Source organism: Soonwooa sp. T0.1_25 (assembly GCF_057652215.1).
The window spans coordinates 420,353-442,982 of the sequence record NZ_JBYFBZ010000002.1 but is presented as its reverse complement, the minus strand read 5'-3'; the positions used below and the strand labels follow the sequence as shown (position 1 = coordinate 442,982).

Annotated in this window: 20 protein-coding genes; 12 read left to right on the top strand and 8 right to left on the bottom strand. The window is 37.0% G+C overall.

Features of this window, described 5'->3' with window-relative positions:
* Positions 1–118: 118 nt before the first annotated feature.
* Entirely contained in the window at positions 119–1,318 is a 1,200-nt protein-coding gene (locus tag AC23MB_RS05140) for an exo-beta-N-acetylmuramidase NamZ family protein (RefSeq protein WP_487786683.1), read from the bottom strand.
* A 4-nt stretch (positions 1,319–1,322) separates the two neighbouring features.
* Between AC23MB_RS05140 and AC23MB_RS05135 the strand changes: the two genes are divergently transcribed.
* Entirely contained in the window at positions 1,323–2,552 is a 1,230-nt protein-coding gene (locus AC23MB_RS05135) for an ABC transporter permease (protein ID WP_487786682.1), read from the top strand.
* 19 nt (positions 2,553–2,571) lie between these two features.
* Positions 2,572–3,555, top strand: a complete 984-nt coding sequence (locus AC23MB_RS05130; RefSeq protein ID WP_312321878.1) for a PLP-dependent cysteine synthase family protein — start codon at positions 2,572–2,574, stop codon at positions 3,553–3,555.
* Positions 3,556–3,806: 251 nt separating this feature from the next.
* Here AC23MB_RS05130 and AC23MB_RS05125 read toward each other — a convergent pair whose 3' ends face one another.
* Positions 3,807–4,649, bottom strand: coding sequence for an isoaspartyl peptidase/L-asparaginase (locus AC23MB_RS05125; protein WP_487786695.1), 843 nt, complete (start codon positions 4,647–4,649; stop codon positions 3,807–3,809).
* Positions 4,650–4,654: 5 nt separating this feature from the next.
* Positions 4,655–5,542 (bottom strand): cyanophycinase, encoded by an 888-nt coding sequence (locus AC23MB_RS05120; protein WP_374329525.1) that lies wholly within the window; start codon positions 5,540–5,542, stop codon positions 4,655–4,657.
* 231 nt (positions 5,543–5,773) lie between these two features.
* Here AC23MB_RS05120 and cphA point away from each other — a divergent pair, with 231 nt between their 5' ends.
* Both cphA and AC23MB_RS05110 read left to right on the top strand, forming a co-directional pair.
* Positions 5,774–8,401 (top strand): cyanophycin synthetase, encoded by a 2,628-nt coding sequence (cphA, locus tag AC23MB_RS05115; RefSeq protein WP_487786681.1) that lies wholly within the window; start codon positions 5,774–5,776, stop codon positions 8,399–8,401.
* 538 nt (positions 8,402–8,939) lie between these two features.
* Positions 8,940–9,932, top strand: coding sequence for an LLM class flavin-dependent oxidoreductase (locus AC23MB_RS05110; RefSeq protein ID WP_487786680.1), 993 nt, complete (start codon positions 8,940–8,942; stop codon positions 9,930–9,932).
* Positions 9,933–10,040: 108 nt separating this feature from the next.
* Here AC23MB_RS05110 and AC23MB_RS05105 read toward each other — a convergent pair whose 3' ends face one another.
* The 5 genes from AC23MB_RS05105 to AC23MB_RS05085 form a co-directional block, all read right to left on the bottom strand.
* Entirely contained in the window at positions 10,041–10,931 is an 891-nt protein-coding gene (locus tag AC23MB_RS05105) for a 3-hydroxybutyryl-CoA dehydrogenase (RefSeq protein WP_313031846.1), read from the bottom strand.
* Positions 10,928–11,416: a PDDEXK nuclease domain-containing protein gene (locus tag AC23MB_RS05100; protein ID WP_487786679.1), complete on the bottom strand. Its 489-nt coding sequence runs from the start codon at positions 11,414–11,416 to the stop codon at positions 10,928–10,930. The genes AC23MB_RS05105 and AC23MB_RS05100 overlap by 4 nt, the downstream gene beginning before the upstream one ends.
* Positions 11,407–11,937: a DUF1016 N-terminal domain-containing protein gene (locus AC23MB_RS05095; protein WP_487786678.1), complete on the bottom strand. Its 531-nt coding sequence runs from the start codon at positions 11,935–11,937 to the stop codon at positions 11,407–11,409. Before AC23MB_RS05095 ends, AC23MB_RS05100 begins: the two co-directional genes overlap by 10 nt.
* 102 nt (positions 11,938–12,039) lie before the next feature.
* On the bottom strand, positions 12,040–13,005 hold the full coding sequence (locus AC23MB_RS05090) for a Gfo/Idh/MocA family protein (protein ID WP_312324700.1): 966 nt from the start codon (positions 13,003–13,005) through the stop codon (positions 12,040–12,042).
* A 72-nt stretch (positions 13,006–13,077) separates the two neighbouring features.
* Positions 13,078–14,109: a Gfo/Idh/MocA family oxidoreductase gene (locus AC23MB_RS05085; RefSeq protein WP_487786677.1), complete on the bottom strand. Its 1,032-nt coding sequence runs from the start codon at positions 14,107–14,109 to the stop codon at positions 13,078–13,080.
* A 221-nt stretch (positions 14,110–14,330) separates the two neighbouring features.
* Between AC23MB_RS05085 and AC23MB_RS05080 the strand changes: the two genes are divergently transcribed.
* The 8 genes from AC23MB_RS05080 (at position 14,331) to AC23MB_RS05045 (ending at position 22,489) form a co-directional block, all read left to right on the top strand.
* A complete protein-coding gene (locus tag AC23MB_RS05080; RefSeq protein ID WP_313032164.1) occupies positions 14,331–14,981 on the top strand; it encodes a protein-L-isoaspartate(D-aspartate) O-methyltransferase in 651 nt (216 codons plus the stop codon).
* A gap of 5 nt (positions 14,982–14,986) precedes the next feature.
* The gene (mazG, locus tag AC23MB_RS05075) at positions 14,987–15,757 is read left to right on the top strand and encodes a nucleoside triphosphate pyrophosphohydrolase (protein WP_313032175.1); all 771 of its coding nucleotides are present in this window, start codon (positions 14,987–14,989) and stop codon (positions 15,755–15,757) included.
* 197 nt (positions 15,758–15,954) lie between these two features.
* On the top strand, positions 15,955–16,551 hold the full coding sequence (locus AC23MB_RS05070) for a LemA family protein (RefSeq protein ID WP_079666850.1): 597 nt from the start codon (positions 15,955–15,957) through the stop codon (positions 16,549–16,551).
* Positions 16,551–16,982 (top strand): TPM domain-containing protein, encoded by a 432-nt coding sequence (locus tag AC23MB_RS05065; RefSeq protein WP_312324760.1) that lies wholly within the window; start codon positions 16,551–16,553, stop codon positions 16,980–16,982. The genes AC23MB_RS05070 and AC23MB_RS05065 overlap by 1 nt, the downstream gene beginning before the upstream one ends.
* Positions 16,963–17,766: a TPM domain-containing protein gene (locus AC23MB_RS05060; RefSeq protein WP_313032166.1), complete on the top strand. Its 804-nt coding sequence runs from the start codon at positions 16,963–16,965 to the stop codon at positions 17,764–17,766. Before AC23MB_RS05065 ends, AC23MB_RS05060 begins: the two co-directional genes overlap by 20 nt.
* Before the next feature lie 119 nt (positions 17,767–17,885).
* Positions 17,886–18,407 (top strand): NAD(P)H-dependent oxidoreductase, encoded by a 522-nt coding sequence (locus tag AC23MB_RS05055; protein WP_079666853.1) that lies wholly within the window; start codon positions 17,886–17,888, stop codon positions 18,405–18,407.
* Positions 18,407–20,272 carry a monovalent cation:proton antiporter-2 (CPA2) family protein gene (locus AC23MB_RS05050; RefSeq protein WP_313032169.1) on the top strand — a complete coding sequence of 622 codons (1,866 nt, stop codon included), beginning with the start codon at positions 18,407–18,409 and terminating at the stop codon, positions 20,270–20,272. Before AC23MB_RS05055 ends, AC23MB_RS05050 begins: the two co-directional genes overlap by 1 nt.
* Before the next feature lie 60 nt (positions 20,273–20,332).
* Positions 20,333–22,489 carry a M3 family metallopeptidase gene (locus AC23MB_RS05045; RefSeq protein WP_487786676.1) on the top strand — a complete coding sequence of 719 codons (2,157 nt, stop codon included), beginning with the start codon at positions 20,333–20,335 and terminating at the stop codon, positions 22,487–22,489.
* Positions 22,490–22,630: the final 141 nt, after the last annotated feature.

The window sequence follows — 22,630 nt, the reverse complement described above, 5'->3', positions numbered from 1 at the left end:
TTTAATAAGATTTTTAAGTAGTTGGCAAGCATCGTGCCAAAAATTATTTCAATGAATTATAACAAATAGAAAATCCTCAAAATATTTGAGGATTTTTGTTTTTATATCAATGGAAGCTTTAGTTAGGATAGATAAGATATTTGTTTCTTATTTTACTAAATGCTTCAAGATCAGACTTCCACGAGTTTCGGATGTCTTTTTCAGATTTTCCCGAGATTAACTGTTTTCTTAATTCGTCGCTTCCTGCCAATTTATCAAAGAATAAATTTTTCAAAAAGAATTGCTTTTTCGAATGGTCAAAATTTTTGTATGCTTTCAATAACCAAGCGATATCCAGTTTTCTAAGATCGCTTTTATCTTTACTTAGATTTTCTCCGTAGCATAATTGACCATTCAGGAATGGATCTTTAGCACCATAATTAGGTTTTGGCGTGAAGCTATACTCCATGTTTTTAATCCAAGGTGAGCCATATATTTGGAAAGGGAAATCCGTTCCTCTACCAACCGAAACTTCTGTTCCTTCAAAAAAGCAAAGACTTGGATAAAGATTTATAGATTGATCATTTGGAAGATTTGGCGATGGACGCTCCGAAATTGGATAACGTTTTTGTTTGTGATAATTTTTCATTGGGATGATTTCGTAATCGCAAGTCACACCGTTTTTCATCCACTTTTCGCCGTTTACCATTTTACCATATTCGCCAATCGTCAATCCATAGATAACGGGCACTTGATGCAGCCCAACAAAGCTCGACCATTTTTCTTTTAAGATAGGACCGTCGATGTAGCCATCGTGCGGATTTGGTCGGTCAAGAAGCATTACAGGAATATTATTTTCCGCCGCAGCTTCCATTACATAAGTCAAAGTCGAGATGTAGGTGTAAAATCTCACCCCAACATCCTGAATGTCAAAAAGGATCAGGTCAGCACCTTTTAGTTGATCGTTGCTCGGTTTTTTATTTTTACCGTACAACGAAACAATTGGTAGATTGGTTTTGGTATCGATACCATTTTTGATATGTTCGCCAGCGTCAGCATTACCACGGAAGCCATGTTCGGGCGCAAAAATACTTTTGATGTTTATTTTTTTCTCTACTAAAAAGTCAACAAGATGTTGTTTGTTTTCCAAAAGCGAAGTTTGGTTGGCAACGACGATGATGTTTTTTTTGCTTTTAAGTTTTTCTAAATAAAGTTCGGGTTGGTCAGCGCCAGTTCGGAAGCTTGTGTTTGCGATATTTTGAGCACCTAAATTTTGGCTGATTCCAAAATAAATTAGGCACATCAAAACTAAATGTTTAATTTTGAACTCTAAAATCATTAAGTTGAATTTTCCTGTATTTTTTTCTAAAAAAATTGCCTTTTCCAAAGATAACAAAAATAATCTATCAAAGGTTATTGTCTACATCGGGCGCATCTCGGTTGCGTTAGGGATAATTGTGTCGCTGATTACCGTGGCAACAGGTCTTGGATCCAAAAAAGCAATAGAAAACAGAATTTCCAATTTTAGTGGCGATATTACTGTTAAATCGACACGCTCTAATAATTCTTATAATTCTTCAGTTTTAGACAAAAAAGGTCTTAATCTTAAAGCATTAAAATCACTGGATGAAGTTGCAGGCGTACAATCTTATGCGACAGTTAGTGGGATTTTAAGAACTGAGAAAAACTTCTCTGGTGTTATTCTAAAAGGCGTTGGGAAAGATTTTGATAAAGAAAGATTCCAAAGTTTTATGGTCGCAGGAAGTATTCCTAACTATAATGAGGACGGCTATAACAACGAAATTATCTTGTCCGAAAAAACGGCTAACGACTTAGATTTAAAACCGAAAGATAGCATTGTTGCGATATTTTCTAAGGAAGAGCAAAAACCAATTTATAGAAAATTTGTTGTCTCAGGAATTTATAAAACTGATATCAAGTTAGTTGACGACCTTTATATGATTGGCGACATCAATCATGTTAGAAAAATCCAAGGACTGCAACCAGAAGACATTGGCGGCATGGATATTTTCTTAAAAGACAACGCGAATATGACCCGCGAATATCCTGAAATCGAAAAGTATATCGGTTACAAAAACTACGCAGAACGCGTTATCGATCGATATCCGCAGATTTTGGATTGGATTAATATTTTTAATCAAAACATCAGTTTGATTATCACGATTATGCTTTTGGTGGTGGTTATTAACATCGTCATGGTACTTTTAATTTTAATCATTGAAAGAACAAATTCCATTGGACTTTTAAAAACATTTGGTGCGACCAATGGACAAATTCGAGCGATTTTCATCAATTATACTTTGATGATTATGGTGCCTGGATTAATAATTGGTAACGTTGTTGGCGTTGGTCTATTGTTAATTCAGAAGTATTTTGGAATTATTAAACTCGATCCCAAAAACTACTTTATTAGTACCGTTCCTGTGGATCTCAATCCGGTGCATATCATTTCGATATCGTTGGGAATTCTTATAACATCCGCAATTGTGATGATTATTCCAAGTTATTTAATAAGTAAGATTTCCCCTGTGAAGTCTATTAAATACGATTAATTTTCAGAAAAAATATTTTATGAAATATTATAATAACATTTTAGAAACCATTGGTAACACGCCATTGGTAAAGCTTAACAAAGTATTGGGCGAAGATTTCCCCGCTTTGGTTTTAGCAAAAGTAGAAACGACTAATCCTGGTAATTCTGTTAAAGACAGAATGGCGCTTAAGATGATTGAAGATGCCGAAAAAGACGGACGTCTAAAACCAGGCGGAACCATTATCGAAGGGACTTCTGGTAACACAGGTATGGGATTGGCTTTGGCGGCGATTATCAAAGGTTACAAATGTATTTTTGTGACGAACGCGAAACAGTCAAAAGAAAAATGCGATATTCTTCGCGCTGTTGGTGCTGAGGTTATCGTTTGTCCAACCGATGTTAAACCAACCGATCCACGTTCTTATTATTCAGTTTCAAAAAGATTAGCAACTGAAACAGAAAATGGTTGGTATGTTAACCAATACGATAATTTGTCAAACAGAACCGCGCATTACGAGCAAACTGCTCCAGAAATTTGGGATCAAGTAGAGGGGAAGTTGACACATTTTGTAGCTGGCGCTGGGACTGGAGGTACAGTAACGGGTTGCGGCATGTTCTTTAAAGAGAAAAATCCAAACATCAAAGTAATCGGTGTAGACACTTATGGTTCGATTCTTAAAGAATTCCATGAGACTGGCGAATTACATTACGATCACGCTTATTCTTACATAACAGAAGGGATTGGCGAAGATATTATCCCCGACAATTACGACATGTCGGTGATTGATCACTTCGAAAAAGTAACGGATAAAGACGGGGCGATCTACGCTAGAAAACTGGCGAAAGAAGAGGGGATTTTCTGCGGTTATTCTGCGGGAAGTGCGATGTCGGCTTTGGTACAGATGAAGGATCAGTTCACGAAAGATGATGTTATTGTTGTGTTGTTACACGACCACGGAAGCCGTTATGTAGCCAAAATCTACAACGACGAATGGATGAAAGAAATGGGTTGGCTAGACTAACTTTTTTAAAATAATTTGGGCGTGCCCACAATAATAAAGACAGCTTAACATGGGCAGTCTTTTTTATTGTGGTCGGTCTCCATGCAGTTGCTGTTATGCTCGGACGGCTCCGCTGCGCTCCGCCGCCTCGCATAACGAGCTCCAACAATGCATTTCGCCCTCACGCAAAGTGTGGGTAGAGAGTAAGATTAAATAAAAAAAGCCTTGCAATTGCAAAGCTTTATATTTAATGAAGATTAAATTAATTTCTTTTAATCAAAAACCTCAAAGTTTTCTCCATCAAAACTAGCAAAAACCATTGTCGGATAAGAATCTTGATGGAAAATATTCCCCTTGTTATCGATGCCAATTGCACCAGCAAAGCCGTCGATTTGTTTTAATTCGGTAAAGGTTTTAGCAAAAGCATCTTCTATGCTCATGCCATCTGTAACGCGCGTAACGATTTTTGCTGAAGTGGCATTACTGACGATATCTTCGCCAACGCCAGTACAGCTAACCGCACAATATTCATTAGTATAGTTACCAGCAACAGTCGCCGAGTCGGAGATTCGTCCAGGGATTTCAAAACCTTTACCACCAGTTGAAGTTGCAACAGCCAGTTTTCCGTAACTATCAATGGCAACTGCGCCTACTGTACCTTTACCACCAATTTTTAGTTTAGCTTCATATTCACTTCTACGTTGTGGAATCTCCGTTGAAAAATCTTCAAAGCCAAGTTTTGTTGCATAGCTTTTAGCACCGGAATCTCCCAAAACGCGATCGTCTTCTTGTCGCAAAGCTTTCGCTACAAAAATTGGATTTTTAACATTTTCGATATTGATAACACCACTTAGTTTTTGGGAGTCTCCATCCATAATGGCAGCACTCATGCGGATAACACCATCACTTTGGATTTGCGATCCAATTCCTGCATTAAAGAGATCATCGTCTTCCAACAATGATACCGCGTAGGCTACAGTGTCATAAGCGGTATTTGATTTTAAAAACTCAAAAGACTTTTCAATAATCGATTTTAGCGCATTTTGTTTTGCGAGTTTGGTGTCGTGGGTTTGGTCACTTTCTGAAAAAAAACCACCGTGGATAATAAGTTTCATCATTATTAATTAACTTGTGGAATCGGACTGTATTGAGAGTTAATAATCGTCATATCACGCGTTGTAAGATTATAGGTGTCATTCATTGACATGACATTTACAATAAGGTTTTCAATAGAAATTGGTTGTCCCATTTCAACATTGGTAAGGTTGGTATCTTTTATAAAACGACCATCTACGATGATGACAAGACCAGATCCAATGGCTGTCATTACATCACCCGAGATAAAAAGTCCAGTATCTTCACCAAGACCAACACCCAAAGTACGAGGATTGTTAACCACCGCTTGAAAGAGACGTCCTATTCTGCCACGTTGTACAAAGTGGGTATCTACAGTAACATTTTCGATTAGGCCGAGACCTTGCGTCATTTTGATTTCACCTTTTAGAAGTGCTTCTGTACTGCTTCCTTGATATATCATGTTTTCGGAAGCGGCAGCTGCACCAGCAGAAGTACCAGCGTAGATAAAGTCTTCATTTTGATATTTGTTTAATAACGCATCATGAAAAAGCGTTCCTCCCAATATAGAGGTCAATCGCAATTGATCACCACCTGTAAACATTACAACATCCGCAGCATTTATTCTTGCAACGATCTCGTCGCTGTTAGCCTGCCCGCGTGTGAAGATATCCAAAACGTTAACATGCTTCGCGCCTAGATGCGTGAAAGCTTTGATATATTCTGGTCCTACGATATCAGGGATTTGAGAGGCTGTCGTAATGATTTCTATAACAGAATCTTCTTTCAGACGAGATTCTGAAATAATTTTCTTTAAAATACCTCTTTCAAAAAAGTTAAGATTTTTCTCTACATCTTGGTCGTATGATACTTCGGAAAAGCTGCCAACATTAACGGCGCCTCCTATGATCACTAATTTTCCTATCGGTTTCATATTACAAAAGTAAGAATTATTAATATGCAATCTCTTTAATGTATATTGCTATTGATAATTTCGATTTAGTTCTTTAAAACTGAAAAATTAATAAAAAATTTTAAAACTTCCGAATTAATATTGTTGAAAATTAATTGGTTTACATTTTCTAATAAAATATTAATTGTTTTGAATGTTAATTATTAGGAAAATCTTTTATCTTTGATTATAACGATTAAAAAATGATAAAATATGCGCATTGAGAAAATACAAGTTTTACGCGGTCCAAATATTTGGAGTATAAGAAGAAAAAAGCTTATCCAAATGCGCTTAAATTTAGAAGAATTAGAAGATTTTCCTACTAATAAAATCGATGGTTTTAGAGAAAGAATAGAAGCTTTGCTACCGTCAATGTACGCGCATCGCTGTTCCGAAGGGGAAGCAGGTGGATTCTTCAAACGTATCGAAATGGGAACTTGGATGGGACACGTCATTGAGCATATTGCTTTAGAAATTCAACATTTAGCAGGGATGTCGGTTGGCTTTGGACGTACAAGAGAGACCAAAACACCGGGCACTTATAATGTTGTTTTTGACTATGTGGAAGAGAAAGTTGGCGTCTTTGCTGCCGAAGAATCTGTGAAGATTGCGCAGTCTTTGATAGATAACACCGATTATAATATCGCTGATTGCGTTCAAAAATTAAAAGAAATTCGCGAGCAAGAACGACTTGGCCCATCAACAGGAAGTATTGTAGAAGAAGCCGTTTCACGTGATATCCCATGGATTCGATTAGGAAGAAATTCTCTAGTGCAGTTGGGCTATGGTGTTAACCAGCAACGTTTCCAAGCGACAATCACGGGTAATACAAGTAGCATTGCTGTGGATATTGCTTGTAATAAAGAGTTAACCAAAAAGATGTTAGACGATGCTGCTATTCCTGTTCCAACGGGAGGTTTGGTTAGCGATGTCGAGCAATTAGAAGCTGTTATTAAAAAAATAGGTTATCCGATTGTTATCAAACCTTTGGATGGCAATCACGGTCGTGGACAAACGATCAACGTTAACGATTGGGAAACCGCAAAAACCGGTTTAGACCATGCACAAAATGTCTCTAAACGTGTTATCGTTGAAAAATATGTTACAGGTTTTGACTTCCGTGTTTTGGTGATTAATCACAAAATGGTTGCCGCAGCGAGGAGAGTTCCTGCGCATGTAATCGGCGATGGCGAAAACAATATTCAGTATTTAATAGATCTAGAAAACCAGAATCCACGCAGAGGTTATGGCCACGAAAATGTTTTAACAGAAATAAAAGTTGATAAAGAAACCAACGAGCTTTTAGAAAAGTTAGAATATAGTTTAGAAACAGTTCCTCAAAAAGGTGAAATAGTTTATTTAAAATCCACAGCCAATCTTTCAACTGGTGGCACTTCCATTGACGTTACCGAAATGGTGCATCCCGAAAACATAACGATGATGGAACGTATTTCCAGAATCATTGGTTTGGATGTTTGCGGTGTTGATGTTATGGCAGAGAATCTGACGCAACCACTTAAGGAAAGTGGCGGCGCAATTTTAGAAGTTAATGCGGCGCCAGGCTTCAGAATGCATTTGGCACCAAGTGAAGGTCTTCCAAGAAATGTCGCAGCGCCAGTTGTTGACATGTTGTATCCTCAGGGAAAAGAATGTCGGATCCCGATAATGGCGGTTACGGGGACCAACGGTAAAACAACGACGACAAGGATTCTTTCTCATATTGTTAAAAACAGTGGCTATCGCGTAGGTTTTACAACGTCTGACGGTATTTATATTCAGAATACCATGTTGTCAAAAGGCGATACAACAGGACCTTTGTCAGCAGAATTTATCCTAAAAGATCCAACGGTTGAGTTCGCGGTTCTAGAAACAGCTAGAGGCGGAATTCTCCGTTCTGGACTTGGTTTCTCAAGATGTGATGTTGGGATTTTAACCAATATTAAAGAAGATCATTTAGGGCTTAATGACATCCACACGCTCAAAGATTTAACGCGAGTAAAACGTGTCGTGTTAGACAGTGTCAAAAAAGATGGTTGGGCAATTCTAAACGCTGATGACGAATATTCCATGAAAATCAAAAATGATTTGGATTGCAGGGTCGCGATTTTTAGCATGGATGAAAACAATCCTTACATTCAAAAATATGCGAAAGAAGGCAAGACGACTTGCGTTTTCGAAGACGGTTATGTAACCATCAAAAAAGGAGAATGGAAAATCCGTATCGAAAAAGTGAAAAACATCCCGATCACCATGGAAGGCAAGGCCCGTTTTATGATCGAAAATGTTCTGGCAGCATCTTTGGCAGCTTACGTTTACGGTTTCGAAATCCAAAATATTGCACAAGCCTTGACCACTTTCATTCCGAGTGCACAGTTGACGCCGGGACGACTTAATATTTTCAAGTTTAAGAATTTTAAAGTGATGATCGATTTTGCCCACAATCCTGCGGGTTACGAGGCCATCGAAGACTTTCTGAAAAACGTCGAATCCAACAAAAAAATCGGTATTATTTCTGGCGTTGGTGACCGCCGTGACGAGGACATCCGCGAGTGTGGTAAGATTGCAGGTCGCATGTTCGATCACATCATTATCCGCAGCGAAAAACATTTGCGAGGCCGCGAGGAGGAGGATATCAATAATCTCCTCATCGAGGGCATCAACAGCTCGGGTAGAGAAGTCAGCTACGAGATTATTCCGAAAGAAATCGAAGCTCTAAAACACGCCATGAGCATGGCGGAGGATGGCATGTTTATCACCGCGCTCAGCGACGTTTTGACCAACGCTATCGAGCTGGTGCAGGACTATCAGCACCGCGAGATAATGGAGGACAACACCTTATAATTTCAGAAGCTAGGTCGTAAGACTTAGCTTTTTTATTTGGGCGGCATTTCGGGCTATTCAGGGGTTTCGTCTTCAGAAGCCCGAACTTTCCCAAGCATTTCTTCAGACCGCTCCTTGCAGTCGCGCCCTTACTATCCCGGCCGCGACTACTAACCGACATACTTGTAAAAACAAAAAATCCTATCATTCGATAGGATTTTTTGTTTTATTTAAACTTAAGTAGCAACTTATCATCACCAAAGCTAAAGGGATAATTCGTAACCAAAATAGCCAGTCATAATCTTTTGAAAATATTAAGTTTAATACCAAAAGAATTAATGCAGCTACTATTAAGCTTATTTTAAATTTTGAATTGTTTCTAGGCATTTGCAACTTCTTCGTCAGTTCTTTGCAAAAGTTTGTCATAGTTTGAATTTTTTAGTGTCTATTAAATGTAGTATAATTTTTAATATAATTCTTCTTTCATCAGACTAAACTGGCAACTTTGTCCTATTTTTTTAGTGGTTCGGTTTTTGTCTCGATTTAGAAAAGAGAAAATATGGCAATTAAATATTCGGTATTAGATTTAGCAACTATTATTAAAGGTGATAATCTTAGCCAGACTTTTGATAAATCGGTGAGAGTGGCACAAAAAGCGGAGGAATTAGGTTTTACGAGATATTGGTTTTCAGAACATCACAATATGCCTAATGTTGCGAGTGCAGCAACTTCTTTATTAATAGGACATGTTGCATCACAAACCAAAACATTAAGAATTGGTTCTGGTGGCATTATGTTACCCAACCATTCGACATTGTCCGTTGCAGAGCAATTCGGAACTTTGGAAGCGCTTTATCCCAACAGAATCGATTTGGGTTTGGGAAGAGCGCCAGGAACGGATATGCTGACGGCAAGCATTTTGCGCCGAGGACAACTGGATAACAATTATAATTTTGAATTTCATATTCAAGAGTTAAGACAATATTTAAGTTTAGAAAATAAAAATTCAAAAGTTAGAGCAATTCCTGGAGAAGGAGCAGATGTTCCGTTATATATGTTGGGGTCGTCAACGGACAGCGCTTTTCTTGCTGCTAAGTTAGGTTTGCCTTATGCGTTTGCAGCACATTTTGCACCATCACAAATGGAAGTTGCATTCGAAATTTATGAAGAACACTTTCAACCAAGTGAGGTTTTAGATAAGCCTTATAAAATGGCGTGTATTAATATTATTGCGGCAGACACTGTTGAAGAAGCGCACTATTTGTCAACGTCACATTTTCAAGCTTTTGTTAATATTTTGACGGATCAACGTCAACCACTTTTGCCACCTGAAGAAACGCAATTGGGCGATATGTCTAATGAGTTGGCTGTACATCTCAACAGAATGGCTGCCAAAACTTTTGTTGGTGATAAAGAACTTTTAGAAAAGCAATTATCAGACTTTGTAAAGTTGAATAAAGTGGACGAAATAATTGTGTCGGGACATATTTATGATTTCGATGCTAAGTTACAATCCTACGAAATTGCGGCTGAAGTTTTGAAAAGTTTGTAAGTCTTTTACATCATAATTTTATAGACAATTATTTAGTTTAAAACTTAATTTAAAAACAAAAAAGCTTCAGAAGAACTGAAGCTTTTATCATATTTTATCGTCTGAAAATTACTTCGAAAACATTTTCGAAACTTTTTCTGCTTTTTTAGATTCTGAATAATCGTAGAAACCTTCACCAGATTTTACGCCTAGTTTTCCTGCCATAACCATGTTTACTAATAATGGGTTTGGAGCGTATTTAGGATTTTTGAAACCGTCGTACATTACATTTAAGATTGCTAAACAAACATCAAGTCCGATGAAATCTGCTAACTGAAGTGGTCCCATTGGATGTGCCATTCCTAATTTCATTACTGTATCGATTTCTTCAACACCTGCAACGCCGTTGTATAATGTTTCGATAGATTCGTTGATCATTGGCATCAAGATTCTATTGGCTACGAAACCTGGATAATCGTTTACTTCTACAGGAACTTTTCCTAATGTTTTACTCATTTCGTAGATCGTGTCAAAAGTCTCTTTTGAAGTAGAATAACCTTTGATGATTTCTACCAATTTCATTATTGGAACTGGGTTCATAAAATGCATTCCGATTACTTTGTCTGGTCTTTTTGTTGCTGCAGCAATTTTAGTAATAGAAATTGAAGATGTGTTGGTAGCCAAGATGCAATTTTCAGGAGAAAACTCATCCATTTGACCGAAGATTTTTAGTTTTAAATCTTGGTTTTCTGTAGCTGCTTCTACAATAAGATCAGCAGTTTTTGCAGCATCTTGCAAAGCTGTAAAAGTAGTGATGTTTCCTAGAGTTTCTGCTTTTTGTTCTTCGGTAAGGTTACCTTTTGCGATAATTCTGTCAAGGTTGGTCGTAATGGTTTTAATACCTCTGTCTAAGGCTTCTTGCGAAACGTCAACTAAACCTACTTTAAAACCTGTTTGTGCAAAAGTGTGTGCAATACCATTTCCCATGGTTCCTGCGCCGATAACAACTATGTTTTTCATTCTGTATATTTTGTATTATATATTTCTATTTCTTTTTTTATTTCGGTGAGCAATTGTTCTTCGGTTGGTAAGATTAACTCATACTGACTTGCTACGATTGTTTTATTATTTTCGGGCAACGAAAATTTTACAACTGCATTATTTTTATCTGCACATAACAAAACACCGATTGTTGGCTTTTCATGTTCTACTTTTTCAACTCTATCGAAGTAGTTAACATACATCTGTAATTGTCCTAAATCTTCATGACTAAGCTTATGCGTTTTAATTTCAAAAATAACAAAACATTGTAAAAGTCGGTTGTAAAAAACCAAATCCACGAAAAAATCATCGCCATCGAGATGAATTCTTTTTTGTCTTGCCACGAAAGAAAAACCATTACCAAGTTCGAGTAGAAAATCCTGTAAATTAGTAATAATGGCTTGTTCTAAATCTTTTTCATAATATGTTGATTCTCTGCGAAGTCCCAGAAATTCTAATACCATTGGATCTTTGATGATTTCCTGTGTGTTACGGGAAGTTTCTCATTTCGTGCTACTGCCAAAACACTTTCTTTGTCGTTGCTTAATAATAGTCTTTCAAAAAGCTGGCTGTTAATTTGCCTTTCCATTTGACGAACAGACCAATTATTTTTGACTGTTTCAGCAATATAATAGTCTCTTTTGTCTTCATTTTCTAAGCGTAAAAGTAGGCGATAATGTGTCCAACTCAATTGCGAACGCAGTGAGTTCGCAATTGGAAATGTTCTATAAAATTGACGCATTAACTCCAACTGACGGTAAGAAAAACCGCTTCCAAATTCTGGCTGCAGTTGCTCTGACAAGTATTTGATGACGTAATTGCCGTAATCTGCTCGCTCTTTTCCTTGCTGCTCTTCGTTGAAAATTCTTTCTCCAATATGCCAATACAAAACCGTCCGTTGAAAATCAACTGCACGAACTGCACGCTCTCTTGATTGCGCAATAAGATGCTTGACGTCTTGTATTAAATTATTGGAAAGATTCATTTAATAAAACTATGAATTATGAATTATGAATTATGAATTATGAATTATGAATTATGAATTATGAATTATGAATTAATTTTGCTAAAAACTAGTAACCAGCAACTACTTACTAATCAAATCCATAATTTTTAAAGCAACTTTCAAAGCTTCGGTGCCATCTTCTAACGAAACCTGAATTGGCTCATTATTTTCAATTGCATCAGCAAGACTTTCCAACTCATCCAAAATTGCATTGTTAGGTTGGATATTCGGATATTCAAACAAAATCTGATTCTTTTCGCCTTCCGCATTTTCAATAATCATATCAAAAGGAGATGGATCCGCAGGAGCGTCCTTCATACGAATAACTTCCGCTTTCTTTTCAAGAAAATCCACAGAAACATAAGCATCTTGCTGGAAGAATCTCGATTTACGCATCGCTTTCATCGAAATTCTTGACGTCGTCAAATTCGCAACACAACCGTTTTCAAACTCAATTCTCGCATTGGTAATATCTGGCGTTTTAGAAACTACACAAACACCACTTGCGTGGATATCTTTTACTGGAGATTTTACCAAACTCAATAAAATATCCAAATCATGAATCATCAAATCCAAAACCACAGAAACATCCGTTCCACGAGGATTAAACTCCGCCAAACGATGGATCTCGATAAACATTGGATTTTTAATATAATCTTTAGTTGCAATAAATGCAGGATTGTAGCGCTCTACGTGACCAACTTGGACTTTTAGATTTTTTTCTTGTGAAAGCCTAATCAGCTCTTCGGCTTGTTCCAAAGTCTGCGTCACAGGCTTTTCTATGAAGAAGTGTTTGCCACTTTCAATCGCTTTTAGCGCATATTCGTAATGAAACAAAGTCGGCGTCACAATATCCAACATATCAATCTGAGAAAGTAATTCGTCGAGATTGTCAAAATATTTATAACCGAATTCTGCCTCTAGTTTTTTTCCGTTTTCTTTATCGTTGTCAAAAAAACCAACCAAATCATATTTTTCGGATTGGTTAAGAAGTTTAAGGTGGATTTTTCCTAAATGTCCCGCGCCTACAAGACCAGCTTTTAACATAATAGAACTTATTTTTTTAGAATCGTAAATATAAGCAATTTTACGCTTTTTAACTTTCGATTTTTTATGTCTTTATTTGAGCAGAATTTTAATTCCTTTTGTTGAACTTTCTTCTGCTGCTTCCATTATTTTTAAACTTTTTACAGCGTCACTCGCAGGAACCGGAACTGGCTCATCCATAACGATGCTTCGATATAACGCATCAAATAAATGCAGATAGTTGCCTTGAAGTGTTTCTAAATTTTCACTCTTGTCGCCAACATTAATAAGACCTTGATTTTTGGAATCCTCTGTTCCCCATGTTTCACGGTTCGGGATTTTTCCAAGTTTTAATTCATCTTCTTGTACATCGCCACGCATTTTGATAAAACTTCCATTACGACCTTGCAAAACGTAACAAGGAAGTTGTTCTTTAGCAAAAAAAGTCGCTTTTAATCGAACGCGATTATCAGGATAATATAAAAGAATGTCAAAAAAATCATTGACTTCAGTATTTGGACGAAGGCTTCTAATATCTGCGAAAACCGCTTCTGGCCAACCAAAAAGTACTAAAGCTTGATCAATAATATGGGAGCCAAGATCCATTAAAATTCCAGAGCCAGCCTGATTTTTTTCTTTCCAAGCTTTTGGGCTGAGGTTAGGATTATATCTTTCGAAACGGATTTCGGCCTCCAGAATTTCACCAAGTTCTCCATTTTTTAAAACTTTTTGAACCGTTAAAAAATCACTGTCCCAACGACGATTTTGGTATACACATAGTTTTAGATTTTTTTCTTTTGCGAGTTTTTCTAAGATTTCGGCTTCCTCAGAAGTTGTAGTAAAAGCCTTTTCTACCAAGACGTTTTTACCTGCTTCCAAAGCTTTTTTAGCATAGTCGAAATGCGTGTAGATTGGCGTATTGACGATAATTAATTCTGCATCACTTGCTAAAACTTCTTCTAAAGTATCAAAACTTTTTGCATCTGGATAATCTTGCTGAATGTTTTTCTTACTTCTTTCCCAAGCGCCGATTAACTGAAAACCATGATGAACATTAATGAAAGGTGCGTGGAATAATTTTCCTGATCCGCCATAAGCCAACAAAGCTGTTTTGATGATTTGCATATTTTGAGTTTTAAAAATCTAAGTTGCAATTTACGATTTAGAATTATGAATTATGAATTATGAATTATGAATTATGAATTATGAATTATTTTAATCTTAAGCCAAGAACCAAGAACCAAGAACCAAGAACCAAGAACCAAGAACTGTCAACTGTCAACCAACAACCAAAAACTAATTACTAAAATTTTGAAATGCGATTTCATTCTTTTAATTTTGCGTAGATGAGAGATTCTTTTGTACATCGGGGAAAACGTCGGCAGTTGGTGGATTATCTTCAGCGCGGTTTGGGGATTAGCGATGCGTTGGTTCTTAATGCGATGAATGAGGTACCGCGACATCTTTTCATAGAAAGCGTTTTCGAAGATTATGCTTACGAAGATCGCGCGTTTCCGATTGCCGCTGGACAAACGATTTCGCATCCGTCGACAGTTGCAGAACAGTCCGAATTGTTAGAGCTAAAACAAGGTGAAAAAGTTTTAGAAATCGGAACGGGTTGCGGTTATCAAACTGCAGTTTTGATGAAGATGGATGCTCAAGTTTACACTATTGAACGCCAAAAAAGCCTTTACGAATTTTCCACAAGAATGTTCCGAGAATTGATGTTGAGACCAAAGTTTCAGAGTTTTGGTGACGGTTTTGCTGGACTTCCAAGTTTTGCTCCTTTTGATAAAATTATCGTGACTTGCGGTGCAGAACAATTACCAACCGAACTTTTGCGCCAATTGAAAGTTGGTGGAAAAATGGTGATTCCGTTAGGTCCAACCGATCAACAAATGTTGTGTCGATTTACAAAAATTTCGCAAAAAGAAATCGAAAAAGAAGAATTCGGGATTTATAAATTTGTCCCAATGTTGCAGGATAAAAACCACTGAAAATGATGAATACAAAGCAAGAAAAAATGGAAGCTTTCGGGCGTTTGCTCGATATTATGGATGATCTTCGTGAGAAATGTCCATGGGATCAAAAGCAAACTTTCGAGACACTTCGTCATTTGACTTTGGAAGAAACTTACGAATTATCGGATGCGCTTTTGAGTGAAGATTTACAGGAAATAAAAAAAGAATTAGGCGACGTTCTTCTGCATTTGGTTTTTTATTCTAAAATAGGTTCCGAAAAGGAAAGTTTTGATATTGCGGATGTTATCAATTCGTTAAATGAAAAGCTGATTTTCCGTCATCCCCATATTTACGGCGATGCAGTTGCGGAAGATGAAGACACGGTCAAGCAAAATTGGGAAAAGTTAAAACTTAAAGAAGGTAACAAATCCATCCTTTCTGGTGTTCCCAAATCTTTACCCGCTTTGATAAAAGCTTATCGAATTCAGGATAAAGTGAAAGGTATCGGTTTTGAGTTTGATAGTGCGGATGATGCGTGGGGAAAAGTAGAGGAGGAACTGAGTGAATTCCATGCTGAAACTGAAATTGACAAAAAAGAGAAAGAGCTTGGCGATGTTTTCTTTTCGTTGATAAATTATGCCAGAATTTCGGGACTTAATCCTGATTCAGCTCTAGAAAGAACTAATATTAAATTTATTTCTCGTTTTCAAAAAATGGAAGATTTAGCTAGAAATAAAAATTTGGTTTTAGCAGATTTAAGTTTAGAAAAAATGGATGAATTGTGGGAAGAAGCAAAAACATTTGAAGTCTAAGTTTAATTAAAATTATTGTTTTAAATAAGATATAAAATCCGAATCAAAATATAGAATTCGGATTTTTTTGTTTAAACTAAAAGTGAATTCGACAACGTCTTCGCATATTGGAATTTTCATTTATTAAACAAAATTTTAAATTTTATAAAGAGAAATATCTATCTTTGATTTAGTAACAAATAAAAAATACATAAACTATGAAAGGAAAAGGCTGTCTAGTCCTAGTAATCGCCCTTGTTGTTATTGCAGGTATTGCATTGATGTGGGGCGTTGGTGTTCGCAACAATTTTGTGACTCAAAAAAATGTTGTAGAATCTAAATGGTCAAACGTAGAGACTGTTTATCAAAAAAGAGCTAACCTTATCCCAAATCTTGAAAGAGCAGTAAAATCTTATTCAAAATTTGAGCAAGAAACTCTAACGCAAGTTGTGGAAGCGCGAGCTAAAGCGACGTCTGTTAATATCGATCCGACTAATATGACGGAAGCAGATATGGCAAAATTCCAAGCGGCACAAGGACAACTTTCCGGTGCTTTAGGAAAATTAATGATGGTTGTTGAAAAATATCCTGATTTAAAAGCGGATCAACAATATATCAATTTCCAAAGAGAATATACAGCTATCGAAAATAGCATCCGTATGGAAACTGTTAATTACAACGATGCTGCTAGAGAATACAATACGGCGATCCAAAAATTCCCGAACAATGTTGTAGCTAATTTTACAAACTTTAAAGATAAACCTTACTTCAAAGCTGAAGCAGGTGCAGAAAAAGCGCCAGAAGTTTTCAAATAATGTATACATCTTTTTTAACAGATAAAGAAATAGCCACGTTAGTTGATACAATCCAGACTGCGGAAGATTTAACTTCTGGAGAGATTAGGGTGCATATAGACTCGACAACGCTTGATCATAATGCGAAAGTGGCTTGGGATGTTTTCAGGTCACTTAACATGGATCAAACAAGGGAGCGAAATGCTGTTTTGTTTCATGTTAATTTTGAACAAAAATATTTAACCATTATCGGTGACGAAGGTATTCATCGTAAGGTGAGACAAGCTTTTTGGGATCAATTGCATGACGAGATAACAACAGGCTTTGCAAATAGTAAATATTGCGAAGCGCTCCAAAATGCTATTCTTAAAACTGGACACGAGTTAAAAAAATATTTCCCTATAAAAGGAGAAAATAAAAATGAATTACCTAATGAGATTAGTTTCTCGTAGCTTTCTGATTGTTGTTGTTTTACTAAGTTTCATCGGGAATTTAGCAGCGCAAACTATTCCAGAAAAACCGAAAATTCTATATCCTGTTTACGATCAAGCGAATCTTTTGAGTCAACAAGAGAAAGATAGACTTAATCAAAAACTAATAAAATTCGCAGATTCTACATCAACTGAAATTGAAGTCATAATCTTACCAACAACAGGCGGAGAAGATGTTAATTTTTTGGCGGCACGTTATGGCGAAAAATGGGGCATAGGGAAAAAAGGTGTTGACAATGGCGTTGTCTTTTTGATAGCGACCGAAGATCACACCATGTCTATCCAACAAGGTCGTGCAGTCGAGCAATATTTGACGGCGTCTGTCGCAGGACAAATTTTGGATTATCTGGTAACGCCAGCTTTCAAAAATGGCGAATGGTACAAAGGTATTGAGCAAGGTACCAATGCGATTATGGAAGCGGTTGAAGGTAAATTCAAGCCGATTGTTAAGAAGAAGCAACCCGAAGGAGGCGTTAATATTGGGACAATACTTTTCATAATTGTCTTGTTAATAATCTTTATCGGCGCCATCAAAGGTGGTGGCGATGGTATGGGTGGCGGTAATTACGATGACGATGATGTGATATTGTCACGTCGCGGAAGTCGAAGATATCGTGGCGGATTCTTCCCATTCCCAGGTAGTTTTGGGGGCGGCGGTTTCGGTGGCGGATCATCAGGTGGCGGTTTTGGCGGCTTTGGTGGCGGCGGAAGCTTCGGCGGTGGCGGTGCCAGCGGCGGTTGGTAATTAATTTTGAACATACAAATCAAGCAAGTCTCAATAGGGACTTGCTTTTTTATTATATAAATCAAAGCGATAGATTGGATTTTTTTTGATATTTAATTAATTTTACAGAAATCTCAATTTTGAAAAAGACTTTAGTCCTTTTTGCACATCCTTATTTCGAACATTCTACAACCAATGTAGAGTTAATAAAAGCCTACCAAAATAATCCGAATATTGTTTTTAGAGATCTTTATGAAGATTATCCAGATTTTCATATTCAGCCATTTCGGGAGCGAAAAAGAATTGTAGATTTTGACAGAATTATTTTTCATTATCCAATGATTTGGTTTGGTATGCCACCACTTCTTAAACTTTGGCTAGAAGAAGTTTTTGATATGAAATGGCTTAATGAAGGTTTCCCGAATCCATTAGCAGGAAAAGAATGTGCTATTGTTGTCACGGTTGGCGGTAATGAGGAAAGTTATTCTAAAACGGGACGTTATAAGGTTGGTTTGACGGATTTGACGCTTGGTCTTAAACTTAGTATTGAGTCCAATGACATGCTTTTGAAAGACGAATTATACATTTATCAAGCTGACGATCTTAAAGTCTATGAGATAAAACCATTTACAAACCAATTAAAAAAAATACTCGATAACTGATGGAAGGCTCGATTGCAATGATCGCGTTAATATTTTTGGGAGCTGCAATTATTATGGTTCCTATTGTGAAGCGCTTGGGACTTAGTTCGGTTATTGGTTATATTCTTGGAGGGATAATTATTGGTCCTTTTGTTCTCAAACTTACAGGACGATCCGCCGATAATGTGATGCATGCCACCGAATTCGGCGTTATCATGATGTTGTTTCTTGTAGGATTAGAGCTGGATCCTAAAAAACTTTGGGCAATTCGGAAACGTATTTTGGGACTTGGCTTAAGTCAACTCTTGCTGTCCATTTTGTTTCTATTTGCAATATTTTATTTTGCGGGTTGGCGTGTTAACAAAGCTTTCGTTATTGCGATGTGTTTTGCATTGTCATCGACAGCAATTGTTTTACAAACCTTAAAGGAGAAAAATCTTTTCAGGACAGCAAGTGGTGAAGCATCGTTTTCAATTTTGTTATTTCAAGATATTGCGGTTATACCAATTTTGGCGTTGTTACCGATTATTTCTCCGTTAGATACAGATAACTCACATGAGAAAATATTACTGCAATATTTACCAGATTGGTTGCAACCTTTCTCGTTGATTGTCGGGATAACCGCTTTAATACTTTTGGGACGTTATATTTTTGTACCGTTTTTAAGATTTGTTTCAAAATCTGGGATGAATGAATTATTGACGGCATCATCTTTATTTCTAGTTATTGGCGTATCCGAATTGATGATTTCCGTAGGATTAAGCCCAGCGTTAGGTGCTTTTATCGCTGGTGTTATGCTTGCCAATAGTGAGTTTCGTCATGAGTTAGAAAGCCAGATTGATCCATTCAAAGGTTTGTTATTGGCTGTTTTCTTTGTAAGCGTAGGTTCGACCATTAATTTTAGTATTATTAAAAACGATCCTGTTTTTATTTTTTCTACTGCTTTTGCAGTATTGTTTGTTAAAGCTTTAATACTTTTTGGTATCGCGAAGTATTATAAAATGAATAACAATCAGAGTTTCTTCATTGCTTTCGCATTGTCGCAAGTTGGAGAATTTGCTTTTGTTTTGGTCAATTTCTCAACCAGTTTGTACTTAATAGATAAACAAACAAGCGCCGAAATGTTAGCGATTGTTGCGATAACGATGTGCATAACGCCATTTTTATTAATGTTTAAAGAACGTTTTCTCGATGATAAATTTAATAAAGAAGATAAAGGCGCTTTGCCATTAGAGCCTATAACACAGAGGAAAATAATTATCGTCGGTTTTGGATATTTTGGAAGTACCGTTGGGCGTTTGTTGAGGGCTAATGGTATACGTGCAACAGTTTTGGATAGTGACCCTGACAGAATAGCACTGCTTAGATCCAATGGATTTAATGTTTATTACGGCGATGCTACCAAAAATTCTTTATTGAGAGCAGCTGGTATCGAAGAAGCTTCGTTGTTAATTTTATGTCTTGATGATCCCGAAAAAAATAAATTAATTGTTGAATGGGTTCATGAGAATTTTCCTAAAGTGAAAATTTTTGTAAGAGCAAAAAACAGATTAGACGCTTACGATTTTATCAATAATGGCGTAGATAATATTTATCGTGAAACGCTGGGTACAGCCGTTGATCTTGCAGTGGATGTTCTTAAAGCGACAGGTATGCGAAGTTATGCTGCACGTCGTATGGGGAAACGATTTATGTTGCTTGATAAAGCTTCAACAAAGAAACTTGCCAAACAAAAAGTAAACGACATTGTATCTTTTGGACTCCGAGAATCTCTCGAACGCGAAGCCGAATTGTTAGCTTACGACAGTATATCTTTTGACGAAAACTATTGGAGCGAAGATGATGAGGAAGATCCTAAAACTATTGATACATCCAATGATGTCTAAATAAAGGACGGCATTCACATTATTTTTTCTACCTTTAGATATTCAATAATAATCATTATAATGAAAAAAGTAACAACTAGCGTGTTGATGGCTGTTTTGGCTTTCAATATTTCTTGTAGTACAATGAAACAAAATTCAACAACCGAAGTAGCAACAACTAACCAAAATACTTCTGGTGACGAGTCCATGAAAAATAATCCTTTCATGACCAAAAGTAAACTTCAATATGAAGCGCCAGAGTTTGATAAAATTAAAGATTCGGATTTCAAACCTGCGTTCGATTATGGATTAAAACAACAAGAGCAAGAGGTTAATATGATTGCAAACAATCGTATGGTTCCGTCTTTTGAGAACACTATTGTCGCTTTAGAAAAAAGCGGTGAAGTCTTGAAGCGTGCGCAGATTGTATTTTATAATTTGAGTAGCGCAAATACCAATCCAACGATTCAGGCTTTGGATGAAGAATATGCACCAATTTTTGCGGCTCATTCTGACAAAATCTATCTAAACGAATTTCTTTACAATAAAGTAAAATCTATAAAAGAAGAAGGTCTAGATCAAGAAAGCAAAAAGTTGTTACAATATTATAAGCAGAATTTTGAAATCGCTGGTGCTAATCTTTCAGCAGCAAAAAAAGAAGAATTAAAACAAGTTAATCAAGATTTAGCGTCATTATCAACTCAGTTTTCTAACAAATTGTTGGAAGCGAGAAAACAAGGCGGTGTTTTAATTTCCGATGTTAAAGAATTGGATGGCCTTTCTGCAGACGAAATTTCTGCGGCCGCTGCTGATGCTAATGCTGCTGGACAACCTGGAAAATATCTTTTAGCTTTACAAAATACAACGCAACAACCGATGTTGCAAAACCTAAAAAATAGAGCGACGCGCGAGAAACTTTTCAAAGCCTCGTGGGGTAGAGCAGAGAAGGGCGATGCTAACGACACAAGAGATACAGTCGAAAAATTAGCAAAACTTAGACTTAAAAAAGCTCAAATTCTGGGGAAACAAAATTTTGCAGAATGGAAGTTGCAAGATCAAATGGCGAAAACACCAGAAGCTGCAAAACAACTGATGGATCAATTGGCGAAACCTGCGGTGGAAACTGCAAAACGTGAAGCTAAAGATATTCAGGATTTGATTGATCAGCAAAAAGGAGGTTTCAAAGTTGAGCCTTGGGACTGGAACTTCTATGCAGAACAAGTTAGAAAAGCGAAGTACGACCTTGACGACAACGAGATAAAACCTTATTTTGAAATTACAACTGTACTAGAAAAAGGCGTGTTCTACGCTGCTGAAAAGTTCTACGGTATTACGTTTAAAAAGAGAACGGATCTTCCGGTGTATCATCCAGATGTTGTGACTTACGAGGTTTTTGACCACGACGGAAAGTCTTTGGCGATATATTATTTGGATTTCTACACAAGAGATTCTAAAAGTGGTGGCGCTTGGATGAGTAATTTTGTCGAGCAGTCGCACATGATGGGGACCAAACCTGTCATCGTGAATTGTTATAACTATCAAAAACCAGCTCCAGGAAAGGCGTCGTTGATTAGTTATGATGATGTGACAACGATGTTCCATGAGTTTGGACACTCTATTCATGGGATTTTTGCTAACCAAAAATATACGTCTTTGTCAGGAACTAACGTGCCGAGAGACTTTGTGGAATTCCCGTCTCAGATTAATGAGCATTGGGCTTTGGATCCTGTAGTTCTTAAAAATTATGCGATTCATTATCAAACAAAACAGCCGATTCCGCAGACTTTGGTTGATAAGATTAAAAAAGCAGCGACTTTTAACCAAGGTTATATGACCACGGAATTGGTGTCTGCAGCGATTTTGGATATGGATTGGCACACAGTGTCTAAAGATTCGGATTTCAAACCGGCTTTAGATTTTGAAAAAGCGTCTTTGTTGCAACATGGTTTCACGTTGGGGACTGTTCCGCCGAGATATCATACGCCGTATTTTGCGCATATCTGGGGTGGCGGATATTCTGCGGGTTATTACGCTTACATTTGGTCTGAAACTTTGGATGCAGACGCTTGGGAGTGGATTCGTGATAATGGCGGATTGACTAGAGAAAACGGTGATAGATTCCGTAAGTATATTTTGTCTGTCGGCAATTCGGTGGATTTGAATAAAGCTTTCAAAGAGTTTACGGGAAGAAATCCTGACATCAAACCATTGTTAAGAAATAGAGGTTTTATTAAATAATTCTTTTTAGAAATTCTAAATATTAAAAGCAAGTTGACTGTTGTTAACTTGCTTTTTTATTATCCGAAATCTGCGGCTGGGATAGTAAGGGCGCACGCGAAGCGAGCGGTCTGAAGAATGGCTTGGGAAAGTTTAGGCTTC

Excerpts from the sequence above, each read along its gene's own strand:
- AC23MB_RS05140 (WP_487786683.1), bottom strand. The coding sequence starts at position 1,318 with ATGATTTTAGAGTTCAAAATTAAACATTTAGTTTTGATGTGCCTAATT.
- AC23MB_RS05130 (WP_312321878.1), top strand. The coding sequence starts at position 2,572 with ATGAAATATTATAATAACATTTTAGAAACCATTGGTAACACGCCATTG.
- AC23MB_RS05125 (WP_487786695.1), bottom strand. The coding sequence starts at position 4,649 with ATGAAACTTATTATCCACGGTGGTTTTTTTTCAGAAAGTGACCAAACC.
- AC23MB_RS05120 (WP_374329525.1), bottom strand. The coding sequence starts at position 5,542 with ATGAAACCGATAGGAAAATTAGTGATCATAGGAGGCGCCGTTAATGTT.
- cphA (WP_487786681.1), top strand. The coding sequence starts at position 5,774 with ATGCGCATTGAGAAAATACAAGTTTTACGCGGTCCAAATATTTGGAGT.
- AC23MB_RS05110 (WP_487786680.1), top strand. The coding sequence starts at position 8,940 with ATGGCAATTAAATATTCGGTATTAGATTTAGCAACTATTATTAAAGGT.
- AC23MB_RS05105 (WP_313031846.1), bottom strand. The coding sequence starts at position 10,931 with ATGAAAAACATAGTTGTTATCGGCGCAGGAACCATGGGAAATGGTATT.
- AC23MB_RS05100 (WP_487786679.1), bottom strand. The coding sequence starts at position 11,416 with ATGGTATTAGAATTTCTGGGACTTCGCAGAGAATCAACATATTATGAA.
- AC23MB_RS05095 (WP_487786678.1), bottom strand. The coding sequence starts at position 11,937 with ATGAATCTTTCCAATAATTTAATACAAGACGTCAAGCATCTTATTGCG.
- AC23MB_RS05090 (WP_312324700.1), bottom strand. The coding sequence starts at position 13,005 with ATGTTAAAAGCTGGTCTTGTAGGCGCGGGACATTTAGGAAAAATCCAC.
- AC23MB_RS05085 (WP_487786677.1), bottom strand. The coding sequence starts at position 14,109 with ATGCAAATCATCAAAACAGCTTTGTTGGCTTATGGCGGATCAGGAAAA.
- AC23MB_RS05080 (WP_313032164.1), top strand. The coding sequence starts at position 14,331 with ATGAGAGATTCTTTTGTACATCGGGGAAAACGTCGGCAGTTGGTGGAT.
- mazG (WP_313032175.1), top strand. The coding sequence starts at position 14,987 with ATGAATACAAAGCAAGAAAAAATGGAAGCTTTCGGGCGTTTGCTCGAT.
- AC23MB_RS05070 (WP_079666850.1), top strand. The coding sequence starts at position 15,955 with ATGAAAGGAAAAGGCTGTCTAGTCCTAGTAATCGCCCTTGTTGTTATT.
- AC23MB_RS05065 (WP_312324760.1), top strand. The coding sequence starts at position 16,551 with ATGTATACATCTTTTTTAACAGATAAAGAAATAGCCACGTTAGTTGAT.
- AC23MB_RS05060 (WP_313032166.1), top strand. The coding sequence starts at position 16,963 with ATGAGATTAGTTTCTCGTAGCTTTCTGATTGTTGTTGTTTTACTAAGT.
- AC23MB_RS05050 (WP_313032169.1), top strand. The coding sequence starts at position 18,407 with ATGGAAGGCTCGATTGCAATGATCGCGTTAATATTTTTGGGAGCTGCA.
- AC23MB_RS05045 (WP_487786676.1), top strand. The coding sequence starts at position 20,333 with ATGAAAAAAGTAACAACTAGCGTGTTGATGGCTGTTTTGGCTTTCAAT.